This window comes from uncultured Mucilaginibacter sp. (genome assembly GCF_913773635.1).
In the GTDB taxonomy this organism is placed as follows: Bacteria; Bacteroidota; Bacteroidia; order Sphingobacteriales; family Sphingobacteriaceae; genus Mucilaginibacter.
In genome coordinates this window covers 450,808-471,004 of sequence record NZ_CAJYGQ010000006.1, presented here as the reverse complement: position 1 = coordinate 471,004, position 20,197 = coordinate 450,808, and the positions used below count along the sequence as shown (strand labels likewise).

Below are 20,197 nucleotides of genomic sequence, written 5' to 3'. Positions count from 1 at the left end.
ATGAAAATATTTGCTGAACGTTTGTTTGGTGCCTTGGACAGGGAATTAAATGAAGTACCGTTGAATGTGCATACGATCGAAGAACAGTATCGTGCGTCGATATTATTGTGTAAGAAAGCAATGGCAAAGCTGAAGAACTATATATCCAGCTATGCTTTCGAGGACAAACAAGAGGAAATGAACTTTTTTAAAGAAATTAAGCCACAGTTTTATAGCAAGTATATTTTTTTCATTAACGTCTATAACTTCATCATGCAAAAGCCGCTTGGTGGAGATGAGATCGTCAAGGATTATATCACATATGAACTGGCTGATCTCAAACGCTTTTTCGACCACAACCAGGCATTTTACCAATACTACCGGTCTGGGTCATCACAAATGGATGAGATCTATTTTACACGAGGGGGCTTCGATGTACAGGCAGAACTCGAAGATTTTGAAGAAGACGAAATGTACTCTACCAGCCACGACTACAAACTTTCCAAGATCATCGCCAACGAGAAATACCAGGACTATTTGAATCTTGAACTACAGCGGATCATCTTACATGACGAACCACCCCAGGAGACAGGAATTGAATTTCCTCTTACCTGGACATTCAACAAAACCGATCTGGTTGAATTGATATATGCTTTGGTAGCGCTGGGGGTATTTAATAATGGCAATGCAGAGATCAAAACGGCGGTCGGTTTTTTCCAGACTGCGTTTCATGTTGACCTTGGTGCCTACTACCACAAATACACGGACATTACCCGTCGCAAAAAAGAACTTACTTCATTTTTGGATAAGCTAAAATTGGCTTTGCTCAGGAGAATTGATGAAAAATTGGACGAGGATTTCTCATCGCAGCAAAAGTTACGGTTTTAGTAAACCGTCATTTCCAAATTTTATAGGTATTTCGATGCTTTATTCGAAAAAAAAACACCTACCTCATGTATAAGGTGTGAAAAAGGATTTTTAGCTAACCCAACCTTTGCTTTACGGATCGCCGCATGGTGCGGTGCTCTTTAAATCAAAGACTTATGTTGTCATCCATTTCCTGGCAGCAATACTTTGCTGTCCTTTTACTGATTTCCGCCAGTTATTACGCTTTTGTTCTTTTACGGTATTACCAAAACGATATAGCGGTTTTTCTTAAGAACAAAAAGTCAGGCCAACCCGCATTACCCGAACCTGAGACATCATCCTTTGAGGTTATGGGCAAGGCGCAACCGGAACCCGGCGTTTCCTTTTCAGAGGGCGACGAACTCCAATTTCTGATCGAACCGGATGGCGAACCGTCATCACCTGAAACAGATGTTGCACAGGAGGAAGAAGAGCGTTCGGTAGAACAACGGCAACATTTACTTGGAGAGGTTACCGATCTCATCACCGCTTTCCATGCTATGGACGACAAGCCCGGTTTCTTGTCGCTTCTCAAAATTCAGTTAGAACCTTATGCCGCCGCCAATGTGTCGGCCAACTGGACAGCGCTTAAAAAGCAGATCATCGAATTGAGCAAAGGGAAGCTGCCGTTCAAGCTGGGTATTCAGGACCTCCGGTCGATCCCCAATTAATTCACCGAATTTTTAACCATTAAAGTTATTTGTATGAAAACGTTAGCATCAAAAGCCAGATCATTCAATTATGTAGCGGTCAAAAAGATCGTCCTGTTCTTTATGGCAATAGGATTGGCATTCCCACTTTACGCACAAGATGGCAATGCCGGCATTTCGGAAGCGACCAACCAGGTCAAAAGTTATTTTGATGGCGGCACGAATCTGATGTATGCCATTGGCGCTATTGTCGGCCTGGTTGGCGCGGTAAAAGTTTATAAAAAATGGAGCGACGGAGAACAGGACACCGGAAAAGTAGCCTCCAGTTGGTTCGGTGCCTGTATTTTCCTGGTCGTCGTATCTACTATTCTTAAATCATTCTTTGGTATATGAAAACGATCATTGATCATATCTGCTGCCCGTTGCACCGTTACACGCTTTCGGTGAAGCCGATACGCAAATGGGTCGAGGACCATTGCGAAGGCAGCGTATTGAACCTTTTTGCCGGGGTCACCCGCCTGAACGTAGATGAGATCAGAAACGATATTGATCTGCGAGCTGATGCTGATTTTCATTTAGAGCCTGTAACCTTTCTTGATAATTGGTCTGGTAGCCCATTCGATACCATCCTGCTCGATCCGCTTTCAGCCTACCGTAATGAGATAGAATTGGCTTTAAAAGTTGTGCATGACCCGTTGCGGTCGCTTAAAGATGCATTGGTAAAGCATCTCAAACCTGCGGGGAAGGTCATCACTTTCGGTTATCATACCATCGTTATGGGGCAAAGCCGGGGTTTTGAACTGGAAAAGATCGGTGTATTCAGCCACGGTGGTGTGTCCCATGACACGATTGCCAGCGTGGAAAGGTTTCAATTTTAGATCACGATTTATGTACGCCATCAATAAAGGTATCAACAGGCCTATTGAGTTCAAGGGGCTCAAGGCACAATACATTGGTTACTTAGGTGGCGGGCTGGTCGCTTTGCTCGTCCTGTTCGCGATCCTTTATATCGCAGGCACACCCGTTTGGTTGTGCCTGCTGATCATCATCGGCCTTGGCGGTGGCCTTTTTTATCAGGTCTTTGCCATGAGCCATCGCTATGGGGAACATGGCCTGATGAAGAAAGCTGCTAAAAGAAATCTGCCGGTATATATCAAATTCAATACGAGGAGACTATTTTATGAAAAACGCTGAGCAAATATTTCCGATCTGCAAGGTCGAGAACGAATCTATGGTTTCGGTGCATGGTGATTTAACGGTCGCTTATGAATTGACCCTGCCGGAATTGTTTACGCTGTCCAACGAAGAATACCTTGCCCTTCATCAGGCCTGGCTTAAAGCCATCAGGCTACTTCCCAAAAACAGTGTTCTGCATAAACAGGACTGGTTCACCAGTGCCAATTATAAGGCCACTTTTAAGGATAATACTTTTTTAAGCAGGTCGAGTGAACGCTTTTTTAATGAAAGACCGTTTTTGGCTCACCGCTGCCTGCTCATGCTGACCAAAAGACCTGAGAATTTTAAACCGGCCAGCAGTGCGTTTAGCACCTTGATGCGCAGGCATATTACACCCAAAGAGGTGATCTCTTCGGAACTGATGCGCGACTTTACCGATCACGCGGGCCAATTCAAAAGAGTTTTGGAAGATAGTGGCTTGCTAAAACTACGGCGGCTGAACGACGATGAATTGGCGGGTACCAAAAGCGAGGCAGGCATTCTGGAACAATATTGTTTCCTGCTGGGTAAAGGCGAGCAGCCGGTCTTACGCGACCTGCATCTCAAAGATGGGATCAGGATCGGCGATGACCATTGCCAGTTGTATACCTTGGCAGATGCTAATGACCTGCCTGCACTTTGCGGGCCACGGGTAACCTACGATGCCTACAGTACCGACAAGACCAAATTTAGTACTGGCTTTGCCAGTCCCGTTGGCGCATTACTTGACTGTAACCATATTTACAATCAATACCTGGTCATAGGCGACCCGGCCAAAACCATCAAGGCGCTCGAAGCCAAGAAGCTAAGGCTGCGTTCACTTTCAGCTTACTCACGGGAAAATGCCATCGGGCACGATGCAACGCAGGATTTCCTGAACGAGGCCATCGGCCAGCAACGCCTCCCCGTTAAAGCGCATTTTAATATTCTGGCCTGGGCAGACAGACCTGAAGCATTGAACGAGGTGAAAAATAAAGTTAGCTCTGCTTTGGCCCAGCTCGATGCACAGCCGAAACAGGAAACTGACGGCGCACCGCAGATATGGTGGGCAGGCCTGCCGGGCAATGCAGGGGATCTGCCCTTGAACGATACCTTCGATACTTTCGCCGAACAAGCCTGCTGTTTTTTAAATATGGAGACGAATTACCGCAGCAGCGTGTCACCTTGCGGCATTCGCCTCGGCGACCGCTTAAGCGGAAAACCTTTAAATGTGGACATCAGCGATGAGCCGATGAAAAAAGGGATAACCACCAATCTCAACAAGTTTCTGATCGGCCCCAGCGGTAGCGGTAAGTCATTCTTTACCAACCACATGCTGCGAAGCTATGCAGAGCAGGGCGCACATATTGTAGTGGTTGATGTCGGGCATAGTTACGAAGGGCTATGTGATTTCCTCGACGGCTACTATTTCACATACTCCGAGGACAAACCGATCAGTTTCAATCCCTTCTACATCGGCGATGGTGACTCGCTGGACACTGAAAAAAGAGAGAGTATCAAAGCCATGTTGCTTGCCTTGTGGAAACGGGAAGATGAGGACGTTCAGCGCTCAGAATATATTGCCATATCTGATGCCTTATTTCATTACTATGAGCAATTAGACGGCTTTGCATGTTTTGACAGTTTTTATGAGTTCCTGAAAGGGCCGTTCTACGAAACCATGAAGGCCAGTAAGGTTAAGGACAGGCATTTCGACATCGATAACCTGCTATTCGTACTGCGGCCCTACTACAAAGGCGGAGAGTTCGATTACTTGCTCAATGCCAGGGAGAACCTTGACCTGCTAAACCGCCGCTTTATCGTCTTTGAACTGGATAATATTAAAGACCATCCCATACTTTTTCCGGTCGTTACGCTGATTATCATGGAAACCTTCGTTTCCAAAATGCGCAAGTTGCCGAGGGAGGTACGGAAAATGATCCTCATCGAAGAAGCATGGAAAGCCATAGCCAGAGAGGGAATGGCTGAGTATATCAAATACCTGTTCAAAACCGTACGGAAATACTTTGGGGAAGCTATCGTGGTCACACAAGAGATCGAGGACATTATCAGCTCACCCGTGGTCAAGCAGGCCATCATCAACAATAGCGATTGTAAGATACTGCTCGACCAGCGCAAGTACCAGAACGATTTTCCAAAAATACAGGCTCTATTGGGTATTACCGATAAAGAAACCGCGCTGATCATGAGCATGAACCGGGCTAATGATGAACGCTACCACTATAAGGAAGTTTTCATCAGTCTGAACGGGCAATTGTCCCGTGTTTACCGGACCGAGGTTAGCCGGGAAGAATATTGGACATATACTACCCAAGCGTCTGAAAAGGCTAAGGTTAAAAAATATACAAAAATATACGGCGACATCAAAAAGGCCATCGCCGTCATCGTACAGGAAGAAAATGAAGGAAAGGAGAAAGCCGCATGAAAAAGATCGTTGTAGGCATTTTGGCTGCGATAGTGATCGCCGCCTGCCACCATCAGGGGGATAACGATGGTATCTACACATCGCATATCGAAGGTGAGTACGCCGTTGCAGATGATACGCTTATTGTGGAGGGCAACTTCGTTACCAGACGCACGGGCTATCAAAAGCTAAGGAACGGCAAATTGCTCTCCAAAGCCTGGAAAACCCGGACCTGGCCGCTGGGCAACGAAAATACCCCGGTCATTAAATTTAAGGGCGGGAAACTCATTATTGGTCAAACTATTTACCGCAAACAGTTATGAAAACACTGAAAATATGGTTGATCGCAGGCTTGTTAGCTTTCGGCACACATGCCCATGCCCAATATCAGGTCATCACGACGGTCGTTAAAAAAGTGATCAAAGCTATCGATCTGCAAGTGCAACGCATGCAAAACAAAACGATTTGGTTGCAGAACGCTCAAAAAACTTTGGAAAACACCCTGTCGAAATTTCGGCTGGACGAGATCTCTAACTGGTCAGAAAAGCAAAAGAAATTGTATGACGAGTATTACCAGGAACTTAAAAAAGTGAAGGCTGCCATTGCTTATTATCAGCGGGTGAAGGACTTGTCCCTAAAACAGATCGCTTTGGTAAGTGAATATCAACGAGCCTGGAAACTTTTTAATGGTGATAAACACTTCCGCCCCGAAGAACTGGCGGAAATGCAAAAGGTCTATCTGGGCATACTGGATGCCAGTGCGAAAAACCTTGACGAGGTAATGCTGGCGATCAACCCCGGTAAAACACAGATGACCGATCAGCAAAGGCTTGAAATGATCTGTAAAGCGGGCGACCGGCTTGATGAGAACTACAGTGACCTGAAACAATATAACAACCAGAATACGATCCTGAGCCTGCATCGAAGTAAGGACCTCAACGAGATCAATACCATCAAACAATATTATGGCATACATTGAAATGATGAGAACGGTAGGAAAATCATGCCGCCGGTATATGACCCTGCTGGTTTTAGCGGTGGTATGCTTAGTGATGATGCAACAACCCGTGCAGGCACAAACTTTTGCAGAGTGGTTCAGGCAGAAAAGCACCCAGCGCAAATACCTGTTGCAGCAGATCACAGCATTGTGGATGTATAAGGGGTATGCGATGAAAGGCTATGACATCGCCAAAGGTGGACTGGGTTCTATCGGCGGGTATCTCGGTAAGGAATTTGACCTGCATGGTGATTATTATCAACGGCTGCAAAAAGTTAATACCCTGGTAAGTAATGACCCGCAGGTAGCTGCGATACTACGGTGGCAACAGGATATTCTCAAGCATACCGATGGCTTACAAAAGATGCCGGGACTAACGCAGGAAGAAAGGTCACATGTAAAAAAGGTATGTGCGGCATTGCTGGTGGATTGCGAAGGGCAATTGAATGACCTCGAAATCATATTGGAAGATGGCAAGGTCGGGATGAGTGATGAGCAACGATTCCGGCAAATAGGCCGCCTTTATGCAAACATGCAGGACAATTACCGTTTTGCCGCAAATTTTAACGGGCAGGTCAGGCTGTATGTGCTGCACCGAAAACAAAGCAGCAAAGAAGTGAACACCTTAAAAGCGATCTATGGAAGCGAACATTAAATGGAAAGCGCTGGTCACAATAGTGATGAGTTTGGCCCTATTCACCGGGAAAGTGAATGCGCAAAGCCAGGAAATGCAGCAATTGCTGCTGAATATTGAAAAGCTTACCCAGTTCAAAGCGATACTGAAAGACATGAAAACCGGCTACCAGATATATCAGCAGGGTTATGGCACGATCTCGAACTTATCTAAGGGCAATTTTGATCTGCATAACATTTACCTCACAGGTTTGATGGCCGTTAGTCCCGCTGTAAGGAATAACCCGAGGATCAATCAGATCATCCGGCAACAGCAGGACCTGCTTAGCGAATACCGAAGGTATCGCAACCTGTTCCGCCAAAGCGGCAGCTTCGGCCAACAGGAATTGAATTATATCGACGTGGTAATGGAACAGGTCGTCAAACAAAGCAATAATAATGTAGATGACCTCGGCAGCATCACGACCCCAAATAAGTTTCGCATGTCGGATGACGACCGCCTGCGGGCCATTGACCGCATTTTTAATAGCAGCACAGAACAGCTACAATTTCTACGCTGGTTCAATCGCAAGGCGGTCATGCTGAGTTTGAACAGAAGCCGGGACCTGAACGATACCCAAAAGCTCAAACAACTCTATGGTATAAATTAAAAGCTAACCATCATGAAAAAGAAATTCATCATCATTTTTCTCACCATAACGTGCATGAGCATTCCCTTGCTCAGCCGTGCCGGTGGCCTTGCCGATGACATGCACGGCCTTCAGAGTGTGCTTGAAAATGTTTATAATGAAATGTTACCGCTGTGCAGTCAGCTCATTGGGGTTGCACGCGGTATCGCGGGCTTTGGTGCCCTATGGTATATCGCCGCCCGTGTCTGGCGTCACATTGCCAACGCCGAAGCCATCGATGTTTATCCCTTGCTAAGGCCTTTCGGACTTGGCCTGGCCATTCTGTTATTTCCGGCGGTAATTGGCCTGATCAATGGGGTGATGAAACCCACAGTTACCGCTACTGCAAGTATGGTGAAAAATTCAGATACAGCCATCGCCCGGTTATTGGAACAGAAGCAGGCCGCCATTGAAAAAACGGACACGTGGCAGATGTATGTGGGGGATGACGGCGAAGGAGACCGCGATAAATGGTATAAGTACACGCATCCCGATGACCCTACCGGTGATAACGAGGGTATGCTGTCGGGTCTGGGGAACGATGTCAGGTTCGCGATGGATAAGGCCAGTTTTAAATTCCGCAATAGTGTGAAGCAGTGGATGAGTGAGATACTACAGGTCGTCTTCGAAGCGGCGGCACTTTGTATCAATACCATACGTACTTTTTACCTGGTAGTGCTTGCCATTCTCGGGCCATTTGTGTTCGGCTTATCCGTTTTTGACGGTTTTCAGCATACCCTCACCTCATGGCTGGCACGTTACCTGAATGTGTTTCTATGGTTGCCGGTCGCCAATATATTCGGCAGCATCATCGGAAAAGTGCAGGAGAATATGCTCAAACTGGACATTCAGCAGGTACAAAATGCAGGTGATACTTTTTTTAGCTCGACCGATACAGCATACCTGATCTTTTTGCTGATCGGCATCATCGGCTATTTCACCGTACCAGCCGTAACCGGTTATATCATTCACCCCGGCGGCGGTAATGGCCTGTTGAACAAAGTGACCCGGCTTACTACGGCCAACTTCAGCCAGATGTTGAGCGAAAGGGCAACCCAAGGTGCTGGTAACATCATCAGCGCGCCTGCACATTTCGCTGAAGGCTATGGCACAGTGGGCAAAGCCAATAATGACCACCAGGCTGAAAAACTGAATGGAAACCTTAAAAAATAATTGCCATGTTCACACATCTCAGAAATATAGAAACGGCCTTTCAGCAGAATAAGCGCATCGTTGCATTGGTCATTATCGTCAGTGCTTTGGTATCGGTCGCCGCCTTATGGCTGGGCTTTAACGCTTACCAAAAGGCAGACAGCCGCGTTTATGTGCTGGCCAACGGCAAAGTATTGGAAGCGGTTTCTGCCGACCGTAAGGATAATATACCCGTCGAGGCTCGTGACCATGTGCGGATGTTCCACCACTACTTTTTCACCCTTGACCCGGACGAGAAGGTCATCGACGAAAATATCCGCAAAGCGCTTTACCTCGCCGACGAAAGTGCCAGCAACCAGTATAACGGGCTGAAAGAAAAGAGTTATTATAATAACCTGATCTCGGGTAACATCAGCCAGCAGATACAAATTGATAGCGTATCGTTGGATATGAGCACATATCCCATATACTTTAAATGTTATGCAAAAGAAAAGCTGATCCGCGCAACTTCGACCATCCACAAGTTGCTCGTTACCCAGGGCTTTTTGCGCAATGTGGGTAGGTCAGATAATAATCCGCACGGTTTCCTTATCGAAAAATGGCAAACCCTGGCCAACCGGGACACAACGATAAATTTACCATGATACGCTTACAGGTCAATAAACTCAACGGTTGGTTTAACCGGATGGGAAAGCACAGAAAGTTGAACATACTGGTCCTGTTCTGCGCAACGTTCCTGCTGCTGCTTTGGATGGGCATCAGGTACTACGGTTTAAATACGCAGGGGTACGTCGATAAGGCGATCACCAACATTGGTAGGCCTTCGGGGGAACTGCGGAAAGATTCTACAACCCTTAAAAAATAAATACAATGGAAAAGCAAAAAAAATTCCTGCTGGTATTACCCTTGTTGGTGATACCGTTCCTAACCATGGCTTTTTGGGCATTAGGCGGTGGAAAAGGTAATGATAAAACAGTTGTCCAAAATAAAGGGATCGATACGGAATTGCCGGTCGCCCAATTCAAGAACAAGGAACGGTCCGATAAAATGGCTGTCTATCAGGCAGCGCAACGTGATTCGGGTCAGAATGGCATTAGCCCGGAATTTCTGCGCTCGATCGGGATGAACCGCGACGACGCGGTAACAGCTGATACCACGCCCAGTGCTGATGAGCAGGCGGCAAAGATACAGGCCAAACTGGCCGAGTTGAACAGGCAGGTCAAAGAACCACAATCCGGTACGGTTTCCGATGCCGACGAAATCGAACCGGCCCAGGTTAAACGGCTAAACCGGATGATGAGGCAGGCCAGCAGCCAAAATGAGGAAGGCGATCCCGAATTGAAGCAGCTTGACAAAATGCTCGATAAGATACAGGCCATCCAAAATCCCGCAGCGGCCGTGCCGGATAAAACTACACCAGCGCAACCTGCAAAACCATTTAGCGCTATACCTGCCGCTATCGATGGTAAACAAAAAGTAGCGGACGGCGCAACGGTTAAATTGAAACTGACCGATACGGCGACGATCAAGGGGCAGCTTTTGCCGGAAGGACAGGAATTGTTCGGCGTAGGCCAGGTCATCAACCAACGCTTACTGGTCGTTGTCAAGAATATACGGCTGGGGAAACAGATCATTCCCGTGGAATTGACCGTTTTCAGCGAAGATGGTATGCCGGGTATCCCTGCTCCCGAGGCAGAGCTGAGCGGCGTTGCCACAGGAAATGCAGATCAAACCCTGCAAGGTATGCAGATATTGAGCATGGATCAATCGATTGGTGCACAGGCCGCTGCCGGTGGTATCAATGCAGCTAAAGACCTGTTCAGCAAGAAGGTTAAAAAGATCAAGGTCAAACTGACCGACGAATATCCTTTATTGTTAAAGCTAAACCGGTAGTTATGAGAAATGCACCGAACCGGGTATTGCTGGCTTTCAAAGCCTGGGAAGACCGGAAAAAAGAAATGGAACCGGTGATAGGATCGGGGGCGGCTGATGAGCGCACCATGCGGCAGCTGGAATTGAATCACTTACGGCAAGCCCGGCACCTGCTACAAGATAAAGCCCGGCCGGATGAACAGCCATTTATGGTTCTGTTGCGTAACCAGATCAAAAGACTGGAAAAAATGCAGCACCCCAATTTGTTGTCCCGCCTGTTTTTCAGGTTAAAAGATCGTTTACTGGATGGCCCGCTTTATCGCAGACAGAAAGAGCGCAAGCGCAACGCTAACCTGCAAGCGTTAACGGCACAACTCAAAAATAACGGCTTCGGTTATCTTTCCGGTAAACTGGAAAACCATCTACCTGCTGAATTACATAAAGTTTCCCTGCCTTTGGGGCTGCGTATGAACGATAACAAAGCTGTTAGGTTCGGTTTGCAGTTTGAAAAAGACCCGTACGGTAATTTTCACTTAGAACGATTGGAGTGCAGCCTTTACAAGGATGGGCTTAAAACACATACCGGCAACTACGATATGCGGGAATGGCCCGATATGAATGGCAACCAGGCCATCAACCTGCTGGAAGGTCGGGCAGTAAAGCAAGATTTCACGGATGCATTGGGTAACGAGCGACAGCGTTGGGTGGTAAGCGGGCCTGACGGATTGCAACAATACGATACCAGCCACAAGTTTGATATTAATGAATTATTGGAAAAGATGCCGGCCATCACGGCCAATAAAGTCGAATTGACCCGCTATCTGGAAATGGGACAATTGGCTGGCGCCCGTTGGAAACAGGACCAATATTACCAGGACATTTTCCTGCAAGCTGACCCGGCCGGTAGAAACTTAAAGATATTTGACAAAGACCAAAAGCCCGTCACCGCAGAAGAGTTGAACGTACGGGCTAAACAAACGTTAGCACGGTCAAAGGAACAAATGACCGTAGTTCCCCAAATTAGAAAGAAGGTACGTCATGGGATCAGATGAAAAATTTATGGAATTGAGTACGCAGTTGAAAAAGTTAGGGTTCAACGACTCTGGGTTGATCAACTCCTTACGTGATCATATAATGAAGGGTGAAGACCCGATCTTTACCATCAACTACCGTGAAAAGATCAACGAGGACGAATTACGCACATGGTTCGACTATGAGGTGGGCTATGAGAAAAATTCATTCGAACTCAAACGGTTCAATTCGATGTTGTCATTTGCTGATGACGCTGTTGACCGGAGTTTCAAGCCGGATATAACCCGCAATGAGACGCTCGCTGTTCTTTATTACGAAAGAGAGCAGGACCGTTATAATATGTGGAATGAGTGTCTGGTCACTCGTGCCGAGCTTAACCGGCTGCCACTGCCTGCCATCATAGAACATGGCCATTATCATGGTATAAATACCCACGAGCTCGATAACCAGATGAGTAATGTCGATTGGCATCGGCATCCGGGTAATTGGTTCTATGATCGTGATAACCCGGCCGATCTTCAATTAAAGGAAATGCGACGGCTTGAAAAGCAACTCGACAAACTGGGGGTGATTGACGGTCCGCCACAAGCGGTGCAGGTTTGGGAACATCTATTGGTGAAACATTTTAGCGGAACCTCAATTGGCGATGCCTTGTGTGAGGGCGCACCCTATCTCGCCGCTTCTTTTGCGGACAGAAGGTCGGAAATAATCATTGTTCATTTAAATAATAAAGTTATGAATACACAGAATGCAGAATTTCTAAAGAAAAGCCTGTTGAACCTTGGCTTTGGTGAAAGCTTGAATGCAGAATTGGATAAGAAAATGGAGGCGAAAACGCCCGAATTTATGTTAGCCCTGCGGCATGAGTTCAACCAGAAAAATGTAGACTATGTACTGCATTTCAAGGCTGGCGACAATAAGGAGATGTACTTTTTCAATAGGTACGATGCGACCATTCCCCATAAGGACGATCCTGCTAAAAATATTAACCAAACTTTCTATATCAATAAAGGAAGTGGCATAACGGCTAAAGAAGCATTTAACCTGATGGAAGGCCGGGCGGTTCACAAAACCCTTACGAATCTGGAAAGCAAAAAATATCAGGCTTGGATCACGCTTGATGACCAGAATCTTACTGAAAATGGCAATAAGAAATTAAAACATTTTCATGAGAATTATGGCTATGATATTGAAAAGGTGCTTGCCGGTAAGGGGATTAAAGAGCTTGAGTCAAACGAAGCTAAAAATGACCTGCTACGTTCCTTGAAGAAAGGTAATGCACAGCAGATCACCGTGGCCTCTGAAAGTGGGAATACCAAATATTTTGTAGCGGCCAACCCGCAGTACAAAACCGTGGACCTTTTTGATGAGCACATGAAAAAGATCAAACGGGAGGTTTTGTTGGAGCCGGGAGCCAAAAAGAACGAAAAATTAAATAACAAAGCCAGCGTCGCGGAGGATGCGGCTGGAAAAAAGCAGTCGAAAAAGAGTAAAGTTCACGTTTAATTCAAATTGGGAACGGGTCTCAAAAACCCGTTCCTTTTACAAATTAAGTTATGACCAGTATTCACAAAACCCGCAACCCTTTCCCTTCGGTAACCGATCAGCAATGGATCAAATTTATTTTAATGCTCACGGATAATGTAATGGCATTGAACGGCTTGGTGTTATCCAAAGTCGAGATCATGTTAACTGAAGGTGGACATTATCCCGCAGCGTATTTTCGCCTGACATCGACACCGGAAAAACCTGGAGGATTGCCCGTAGCGCCGCTGGTTTCTGGTTTTCTTATTGGTTTCGATCTCGATTGGGATAAAGATGTGATCATTCAGCCCTTATCGCCACAAGGTTATCAGGAAAATTGGTTAAGTGAAAACGGTATAAATTCTGTTTTTACTTATCATGACGTAGGCTTACAAAAACTCATGACTTTTTTGGAGAAGGAGCTGCAACTTTGGCAATTAGCAGAAACAGCGTTAGCAGCCGATAAACCGGCTGATGAATGGCGGGAGTTAGCTTTATCTTAGTAAACAAAATGCTTAGCTTGACCATCCCGCTCTTATATTTGCACTATGAGAAACTTTACGGTCGATGCCGACGGCGCACAATTTGAGTTCTTTACCATGAATGTTAAACGGCTTCAATTGTTTCAGGTGTACGTGTCGTATAACGACAAGAGAAAACGTTTTCATATGCAGGGTGATGAGAATAGCGGTTTCAAGATCACCGATCCGCAAGCCTGTCCTTCAGAATTTCATAAGACCGAAGAACAATTGAGCAATGCGATCAAAATATACGGTAAAGCATAAAAGCGGGTCATGACCCGCTTTTATGCTTTATGCCTGTAATGTTGCTAATTTGCGGGCAATGGCTTTTAGAAGCCCAACAGGGGCATTGATATATTCGGTTTTTTCCGAGATGACCCGGTAACTATCTTCCTCATCGGGTTCAAAATGGTAAGCAGTCTCGCCAATTAATACAGCGAACCGGTGGGAATAACCCCAGCGTTCGAATCGTGCAGGCAACTCCCGTTCTTCTCCGTCATAGTCGATATGTAAATGAAAAGGTTCGTTCATCTTAAAACTTGAGCAGGTTTTTATCGGTAAGAATGATCTCCGGTTTACCTTTATAGTCGATGACCTGGCCGGTTACGGTAATCGTTTTGCCATCGAGTTGTGTGCCGAATGATTTGGCTTCCCCCTTTAAGGCCAGCGTTAGCAATTGATTGGGATAGGCCGCGCCCAGATTGACCAGTATCATGCTGCCGATGTCGCGGCTACTGAACACTTTTCCGATAACAGTTACTGTTTTGCCGATGTTGTTTTTTGCTTCTTCCAGTTTAATAATGGTTGGACTTACAGAAGTTGATGCATTTACTGAAAACGTTGTGGAGGGTGCAGTGGCCATATTAGCTGCTTTGACCTTTTGCCCTGCAAGCAGTTTATTCAATTCGCCTGCCAATCGTATACCGGCCTGATCGATCCTTTTACGCACAACCGGTATGTATTTCTGATAATATAATTCATCAATATCCTGGCCGGGTTTGGCATTCGCATAAAGTTCGGTCGTTATCTGGTAACTTTCCCAAAGCCATTCAATAGGGCCGTCACTTTGCCACTTTTTGATGTCGGTTGAACTGCCCGTATCGTAGGTTTTAACAATGTCTTCCTGGCTTAATCCTTCCTTATCGATCAATTTGCTGTCCCACAAACCATGCAGGTTCGTGCCCTGACCGTTGAAACGAAGTTGAATGGAATTACCACCCTTGTCTTCCTTGCGACTCACGTGCATTGGCTGATGTGCGTCACCGATCAGGTGGATCAAATATTTTAGTGCTTCATTTTTGGCATCTGCCGATGCGTTTGCATCCTTTAACGTCGCTTCAGTTTTTAGGATAGCGGTATAAACGTTATTGTCACTTTCCTGAACCGCTTTTACAAAAGCGTCTCTCGACAGCCCTAAAGGCAGGTTGATGTAATGCCAGGGTGCGGTTGCCGGATTGCGATTCTCATCCGCCCATGTACTTACATCTTCCATTTGCTCTCCTTTTAAATAGGCTGATACGACATACGCCGTGTTAGCGCTCAAATGTTTTTGCGCGATAGTGGCGACGGCACGATGCCCTTTGAATCCCCATGAAATTAATGTTAAGGTAGCTGCCATAGCAGCGAGATAGATTCGCTTATTCATGCCGCTAAGATAACGATTGAACGTAAAGCATAAATTAAATTACTAATTTATTTAGTAGATGGCACTCCGATTTGATGCTAAACTTAATGTCAGTTTTGCCCATAACACTTTATTTTAAAAAAACTTATTGATATTTGGCAGATTAATCGTAATATTGCGATGTATATTATGGGAACTACAAAGACAGAGATATTCACCGAAGAACAGAACAAGTTAGCTGTGCAGCTTAAAGCGATCGCTCATCCTGCCCGTATAGCTATTTTGCAGGAGATCATCAGAGCGAATGCCTGCATCTGTGGTGACCTGGTAGAAGAACTTGGTTTAGCGCAGGCTACGATCTCGCAACATTTAAAAGAGTTAAAGAACGCAGGCCTGATACAAGGCACTATCGAAGGTGTAAGCGTTTGCTATTGCATCGAGCCGAAAGCTTGGAATACCTTGCAAGCAGAACTTAACGGCTTGTTCGGATCTTACAAAGACCCTAACGGTTGCTGTTGATTTTTTTTGACCACATCTATCGCAATATTGCAATCAATATATCTAAAAGCCATGAATAAAACAGAAGCCATCAACTGGAAAACATTTAAAGAGACCCTGTTACAACATCCTGACCTGGAGTTGCAATTTCAATATGCAGAAGGTAAGTTGGTAGATGCCGCTTACCATATCACGGAGATCAAACAAGCCCCGATCACTTCGGTGGATTGCGGCGGTGTAATGAACAACTGGACAGAGATCATTATGCAATTGTGGGTGCCGGAGAATGAACAACAGGAACGTTCAATGACCGTAAGCAAAGCTTTATCCATCGTGGACATCGTTGAAAAGATGCTACCATTAGATCCTAACGGGACCGTAAAGATCGAGTTCGGTAACTCAGAGTTCGACACCCGCCAAATGTTCCCGAATAGTATAGACGTAAATGGCGACCAGTTGACCATCGACCTGCGCCCCGATGCCGTACAATGCAAAGCCATTACACGTGGCGGCAGTTGCGGCACCGATGAAAAAGGGGAAGAATGCTGCACACCTGCTGCTGAAAAGCCGGTTGTTCAACTGGTCAACCTTGCCAGTTCGTCATCGACCTGTACACCCGGTGGAGGTTGCTGCTAAAAGTACATTATGAGCAAGAAGAACATTTTAGTGCTGTGTACCGGCAATAGTTGCCGCAGCCAGATCGCAGAAGGGTATTTGAGATACTTTGCAGGCGACAAAGCAAATATCTATAGTGCAGGGATAGAAACGCATGGGGTAAATCCCAAAGCTATTGAGGTAATGGCCGAAGACCATATCGATATTTCGGGGCATACATCGAACCATGTGGATGAATACCAGCACATCCCCTTTGATATGGTGATCACGGTCTGTGATAACGCGAACGAAGCCTGCCCGTTCTTTCCGGGAAAGGTCGAACGTTTCCATGAGAACTTCCCTGACCCCGCAAAAGCTGTGGGTACACCTGAACAGGTGATGGATGAGTTCAGGAAGGTGCGGGATATGATCAAAGTATTTGCTGCGAGTTTCGCAAGCCGGGTTTAGTTTCATTCAGGCCATGAACTTTACCCGTGCAAGTTCAAGTATTACCGACGAGGAGCTTGCCCACTTTGCAAGAGCTATCGCAATACCTGTACGTGTGACCATTCTCAGGGCAATGCTACAGGAACGTGACTGGCTATGCGCCGGTTCGTTCATTGCGATACCCTTCACACTGGCAAGTATAGAGAACAACCTGCTGGCAATGAAAAAAGCTGGATTGCTGGAGATGCGGTACATTGACCGCATCCCCCATTACAGGTTGAACGAGATCTACCTCAACCTGTGCAGCCAGCGTTTTGCAGACCTCATGAACTTGTCTTGCACGGGCTATCTGCCCCAATAGAATATAGATAAAACAGTAGAACAATGTCAGCAACCAATTGCGCCCCAGTGGCCGAACGTAAAAAACTTAGCTTCCTCGATAGCTATTTAACACTATGGATCTTCCTTGCGATGGCCATAGGTATTGGTATAGGCTATTTTATACCATCTTCATCCAACTTTATCAACTCCTTTTCCAGTGGTACCACCAACGTCCCATTAGCCATCGGCCTGATCCTGATGATGTACCCGCCGCTTGCTAAAGTGCGGTACGAAAAGATGGGCGAGGTATTTAAAGATACCAAAGTATTGACCGCCTCGCTTTTCCTCAACTGGATCATCGGCCCGGTACTGATGTTCGTGTTGGCCATAATCTTTCTTCGTGACCATCCTGCTTATATGGTAGGTCTGATCCTGATCGGCCTTGCCCGATGTATCGCAATGGTCGTGGTTTGGAATGAACTGGCCGAAGGTAACCGTGAATATGCTGCCGGGCTTATAGCGTTGAACAGTATCTTTCAGGTCTTACTTTACAGCGTTTACGCTTACCTGTTCATCACGGTATTGCCGCCGCTTTTCGGGATGGAGGGTTTGGCCGTAGATATTACCATTGATGAGATCGCCAGATCGGTAGGTATTTACTTAGGTATTCCCTTTGCAGCCGGTATCATCAGCCGCTATGCGTTGATCAGCCTTAAAGGTGAAGAATGGTTCCAAACGAGATATGTGCCGTTCATATCACCGATCACGCTTATCGCTTTGTTATTTACAATTGTAGTCATGTTCAGCCTGAAAGGTAGCCTGATCGTACAGATACCTTTTGACGTGGTCCGTATCGCTATCCCTTTGGTCATCTACTTTGCCGCTATGTTCATCCTGAGCTTTTTTATCGGCAAACGTTTTGGTGCCGATTATAGCAGAAGCACTTCCATCGCCTTTACCGCTACCGGTAACAACTTTGAACTGGCTATTGCCGTAGCCATCGGGGTATTCGGTATCAATTCCGGCGAAGCCTTTGCCGGGGTGATCGGCCCTTTGGTAGAAGTGCCTGCCCTGATCGCCCTTGTCAACCTTGCTTTCTATTTCCGTAAAAAGTATTATCCATCTCAAACCTTAAACACTGCTGAATAATGAAGATCGCTCTATTTTCTGACATACACGCCAACCTGCCTGCTTTAGAAGCCTTCTTTGCGGACGTTGCCAACCGTAAACCTGATGCTATCTATTGCCTGGGCGACCTGGTAGGTTATAACATTTGGCCGAACGAGGTCATTGATGAGATCCGTAAACGCGGCATACCTACTATAACAGGTAACTATGACTTCGGCATCGGCCGGCATAGTGATGATTGCGGGTGTGCTTACAAGACAGACGAGGAAAAAGCTATGGGTAAGATCTCTATCAGTTATACCAATGAGATCGTAAAGGATGAGCAGCGGGCATACCTGCGTACCCTTCCTTCACATATCCGTTTAGAGTATCAGTTGAATAACGATAAGTTGAACGTGCTTTTGGTGCATGGCAGCCCGCGTAAAGTGAACGAGTACCTGTTCGAGGACAGGGATGAAAAAAGCATGTTACGGATCATGGAAAGTGCTGATGCAGATGTGCTTTGTTTTGGTCACACGCACCAGCCCTACCACCGCATACTACCTGCGGAAGTATCGGGAGACACCCGTTACCGTCACGCCGTCAATATCGGCAGCGTGGGTAAGCCGAAAGACAAAGACCCGAGAGGAGGCTATGTATTGCTCCATATCAACGAGAACAGTTCGGTATCGGATAAAGATACCATAAAGGTCGAGTTCATACGCTTTGATTACGATATTGAAAAGGCCGCCAAAGCAGTTGAGGATAGCCCTTTGCCGAATGAATATGCAGACCTGTTAAGGAACGCATAAGATGAGGATAGCACTATTTTCAGACGTACACGCCAACCTTCCGGCTTTTGAGGCTTTCCTGGCAGATATGGACAGCCGCGAAGCGGATGCGGTGTACTGCTTAGGTGATCTCATCGGTTACCATATTTGGCCTAATGAGGTCATTAACGAGGTCAGAAAAAGAAAGATACCGACCATCGCTGGTAATCATGACCTAAAAGCTAAGTATTTGGTGACCCTTGAACACCATTTAAAGCTGAGCGGTAAGGAGCATGCCTATCATTTAGTGAAATGGCCGAACCGGGATTATTTAGGTACACTGCCTGCACACATCCGGTTGGAATATAAGCAGAACGATGACCAGCCGTTGAATATCGTGCTGGCGCATGGCAGCACACGTAGTGTGAATGAATACGTGTCGGCCGATACTGATGAGGCCTATTTGGTGGAAATGTTGCAGGAGGCAAATGCCGACATTTTATGTGTGGGGCATTCACATAAACCATTCCACAGGGTGATCAATGCCGATGGCAAGTTTAAACATGTGATCAATCTGGGTTCTGTAGGTAAACCCAAAGATGGTAACCCTGACGGTTGTTATGTCATGCTTACTTTGACCGATAACAGCACCATCGACGATAGGGAGAGCGTAAAGGTCGAATTTATCAGGTTCGCTTATGATGTCGAGAGGTCGGCAAAGGCGGTAGAAGAAAGTTTGTTACCTGATGAGTTTGCGCAGATGTTGCGCGAGGCTTATTAGTTAATTTGTAATATTAAGTGATCTGCGGTTTGATATGAAAACGCTATCTTAGGTCATTACCTTAGCGCTGCGCAAATGATAAAGCTCAAAAAGACCATTCCTGCTTTACCTGTCATCGATATTAAGAAAGCTGTTGTTTTCTATGAGAACAAACTGGGGTTTAAAGCAAGGCATGTTGAAGATACTTTTGCCATTGTTACACGTGATGAGATAGAGTTACATTTATGGGCTGCATGTGACCATCGCTGGAAGTTCAGGTGGATCACCGGTCTGTTCAAGCCGATACGTAGTGGTGCAGAAAGCTTTTTGCCAGGAACTGCAAGTTGCAGGATCGAGGTTGAAGGCATAGAAGAGCTTTACCTGGAATATAAAGCTACCGGAGTGATATATGATAAGAACACAGTGGTCACTCATCAGTATTGGGGACAGTTAGATTTTCCTGTCCTTGATCTCCACGGCAACCTCATCACATTCTTTCAGGAAGCATAAAGCATTCATGGTT

27 protein-coding genes are annotated in these 20,197 nt (G+C 46.1%); 25 read left to right on the top strand and 2 right to left on the bottom strand.

Translation table 11 applies throughout. The annotated features are described in order from the left end of the window. The 17 genes from QZ407_RS07395 to QZ407_RS07315 all read left to right on the top strand — a co-directional run bounded on the left by QZ407_RS07395 (position 1) and on the right by QZ407_RS07315 (position 13,817). Positions 1-867, top strand: a complete 867-nt coding sequence (locus QZ407_RS07395; protein WP_295769276.1) for an RteC domain-containing protein — start codon at positions 1-3, stop codon at positions 865-867. A gap of 155 nt (positions 868-1,022) precedes the next feature. Continuing rightward, positions 1,023-1,556, top strand: coding sequence for a hypothetical protein (locus QZ407_RS07390; RefSeq protein WP_295769274.1), 534 nt, complete (start codon positions 1,023-1,025; stop codon positions 1,554-1,556). Between the two features lie 102 nt (positions 1,557-1,658). Beyond that, positions 1,659-1,928 carry a DUF4134 domain-containing protein gene (locus QZ407_RS07385; RefSeq protein WP_295769523.1) on the top strand — a complete coding sequence of 90 codons (270 nt, stop codon included), beginning with the start codon at positions 1,659-1,661 and terminating at the stop codon, positions 1,926-1,928. Beyond that, positions 1,925-2,413: a hypothetical protein gene (locus QZ407_RS07380; RefSeq protein ID WP_295769271.1), complete on the top strand. Its 489-nt coding sequence runs from the start codon at positions 1,925-1,927 to the stop codon at positions 2,411-2,413. Before QZ407_RS07385 ends, QZ407_RS07380 begins: the two co-directional genes overlap by 4 nt. Positions 2,414-2,423: 10 nt before the next feature. Next, on the top strand, positions 2,424-2,729 hold the full coding sequence (locus tag QZ407_RS07375) for a DUF4133 domain-containing protein (protein WP_295769269.1): 306 nt from the start codon (positions 2,424-2,426) through the stop codon (positions 2,727-2,729). Continuing rightward, positions 2,716-5,175 (top strand): TraG family conjugative transposon ATPase, encoded by a 2,460-nt coding sequence (locus QZ407_RS07370; protein WP_295769267.1) that lies wholly within the window; start codon positions 2,716-2,718, stop codon positions 5,173-5,175. Before QZ407_RS07375 ends, QZ407_RS07370 begins: the two co-directional genes overlap by 14 nt. Next, entirely contained in the window at positions 5,172-5,477 is a 306-nt protein-coding gene (locus tag QZ407_RS07365; RefSeq protein WP_295769265.1) for a hypothetical protein, read from the top strand. The genes QZ407_RS07370 and QZ407_RS07365 overlap by 4 nt, the downstream gene beginning before the upstream one ends. Beyond that, complete coding sequence (locus QZ407_RS07360) at positions 5,474-6,133, top strand: conjugal transfer protein TraI (protein ID WP_295769263.1); 660 nt, start codon at positions 5,474-5,476, stop codon at positions 6,131-6,133. The genes QZ407_RS07365 and QZ407_RS07360 overlap by 4 nt, the downstream gene beginning before the upstream one ends. Then, positions 6,120-6,806, top strand: coding sequence for a hypothetical protein (locus QZ407_RS07355; protein ID WP_295769261.1), 687 nt, complete (start codon positions 6,120-6,122; stop codon positions 6,804-6,806). The genes QZ407_RS07360 and QZ407_RS07355 overlap by 14 nt, the downstream gene beginning before the upstream one ends. Further along, a complete protein-coding gene (locus tag QZ407_RS07350; protein WP_295769258.1) occupies positions 6,790-7,434 on the top strand; it encodes a TerB family tellurite resistance protein in 645 nt (214 codons plus the stop codon). The genes QZ407_RS07355 and QZ407_RS07350 overlap by 17 nt, the downstream gene beginning before the upstream one ends. A gap of 12 nt (positions 7,435-7,446) precedes the next feature. After that, entirely contained in the window at positions 7,447-8,625 is a 1,179-nt protein-coding gene (gene traJ / locus QZ407_RS07345) for a conjugative transposon protein TraJ (protein WP_295769256.1), read from the top strand. A 5-nt stretch (positions 8,626-8,630) separates the two neighbouring features. After that, entirely contained in the window at positions 8,631-9,248 is a 618-nt protein-coding gene (gene traK, locus QZ407_RS07340) for a conjugative transposon protein TraK (protein WP_295769254.1), read from the top strand. A 226-nt stretch (positions 9,249-9,474) separates the two neighbouring features. Beyond that, positions 9,475-10,497 carry a conjugative transposon protein TraM gene (gene traM / locus QZ407_RS07335; protein ID WP_295769250.1) on the top strand — a complete coding sequence of 341 codons (1,023 nt, stop codon included), beginning with the start codon at positions 9,475-9,477 and terminating at the stop codon, positions 10,495-10,497. Between the two features lie 2 nt (positions 10,498-10,499). Further along, positions 10,500-11,528, top strand: coding sequence for a hypothetical protein (locus tag QZ407_RS07330; RefSeq protein WP_295769248.1), 1,029 nt, complete (start codon positions 10,500-10,502; stop codon positions 11,526-11,528). Continuing rightward, a complete protein-coding gene (locus QZ407_RS07325; RefSeq protein WP_295769246.1) occupies positions 11,515-13,014 on the top strand; it encodes a hypothetical protein in 1,500 nt (499 codons plus the stop codon). The genes QZ407_RS07330 and QZ407_RS07325 overlap by 14 nt, the downstream gene beginning before the upstream one ends. A 50-nt stretch (positions 13,015-13,064) precedes the next feature. Next, positions 13,065-13,535 carry a hypothetical protein gene (locus QZ407_RS07320; protein WP_295769244.1) on the top strand — a complete coding sequence of 157 codons (471 nt, stop codon included), beginning with the start codon at positions 13,065-13,067 and terminating at the stop codon, positions 13,533-13,535. Between the two features lie 45 nt (positions 13,536-13,580). After that, positions 13,581-13,817 carry a hypothetical protein gene (locus tag QZ407_RS07315; RefSeq protein ID WP_295769242.1) on the top strand — a complete coding sequence of 79 codons (237 nt, stop codon included), beginning with the start codon at positions 13,581-13,583 and terminating at the stop codon, positions 13,815-13,817. A gap of 27 nt (positions 13,818-13,844) precedes the next feature. Here QZ407_RS07315 and QZ407_RS07310 read toward each other — a convergent pair whose 3' ends face one another. After that, positions 13,845-14,084: a hypothetical protein gene (locus QZ407_RS07310; RefSeq protein ID WP_295769240.1), complete on the bottom strand. Its 240-nt coding sequence runs from the start codon at positions 14,082-14,084 to the stop codon at positions 13,845-13,847. Position 14,085: 1 nt separating this feature from the next. Further along, positions 14,086-15,171, bottom strand: coding sequence for a S1/P1 nuclease (locus QZ407_RS07305; protein ID WP_295769521.1), 1,086 nt, complete (start codon positions 15,169-15,171; stop codon positions 14,086-14,088). 195 nt (positions 15,172-15,366) lie between these two features. Between QZ407_RS07305 and QZ407_RS07300 the strand changes: the two genes are divergently transcribed. From QZ407_RS07300 to QZ407_RS07265, 8 genes are all read left to right on the top strand, one after another. After that, complete coding sequence (locus QZ407_RS07300) at positions 15,367-15,696, top strand: metalloregulator ArsR/SmtB family transcription factor (RefSeq protein ID WP_295769238.1); 330 nt, start codon at positions 15,367-15,369, stop codon at positions 15,694-15,696. 51 nt (positions 15,697-15,747) lie between these two features. After that, entirely contained in the window at positions 15,748-16,311 is a 564-nt protein-coding gene (locus tag QZ407_RS07295; RefSeq protein WP_295769236.1) for a DUF6428 family protein, read from the top strand. Positions 16,312-16,320: 9 nt separating this feature from the next. After that, on the top strand, positions 16,321-16,737 hold the full coding sequence (locus QZ407_RS07290; protein ID WP_295769234.1) for an arsenate reductase ArsC: 417 nt from the start codon (positions 16,321-16,323) through the stop codon (positions 16,735-16,737). Positions 16,738-16,750: 13 nt separating this feature from the next. Further along, positions 16,751-17,077, top strand: coding sequence for a helix-turn-helix transcriptional regulator (locus QZ407_RS07285; RefSeq protein WP_295769232.1), 327 nt, complete (start codon positions 16,751-16,753; stop codon positions 17,075-17,077). Positions 17,078-17,100: 23 nt separating this feature from the next. Then, positions 17,101-18,186 (top strand): ACR3 family arsenite efflux transporter, encoded by a 1,086-nt coding sequence (arsB, locus tag QZ407_RS07280; RefSeq protein ID WP_295769230.1) that lies wholly within the window; start codon positions 17,101-17,103, stop codon positions 18,184-18,186. Then, positions 18,186-18,956 carry a metallophosphoesterase family protein gene (locus QZ407_RS07275; RefSeq protein WP_295769228.1) on the top strand — a complete coding sequence of 257 codons (771 nt, stop codon included), beginning with the start codon at positions 18,186-18,188 and terminating at the stop codon, positions 18,954-18,956. The genes arsB and QZ407_RS07275 overlap by 1 nt, the downstream gene beginning before the upstream one ends. A gap of 1 nt (position 18,957) precedes the next feature. Next, entirely contained in the window at positions 18,958-19,695 is a 738-nt protein-coding gene (locus QZ407_RS07270) for a metallophosphoesterase family protein (protein ID WP_295769227.1), read from the top strand. 78 nt (positions 19,696-19,773) lie between these two features. Next, entirely contained in the window at positions 19,774-20,184 is a 411-nt protein-coding gene (locus QZ407_RS07265; RefSeq protein WP_295769519.1) for a VOC family protein, read from the top strand. Positions 20,185-20,197 lie beyond the last annotated feature (13 nt).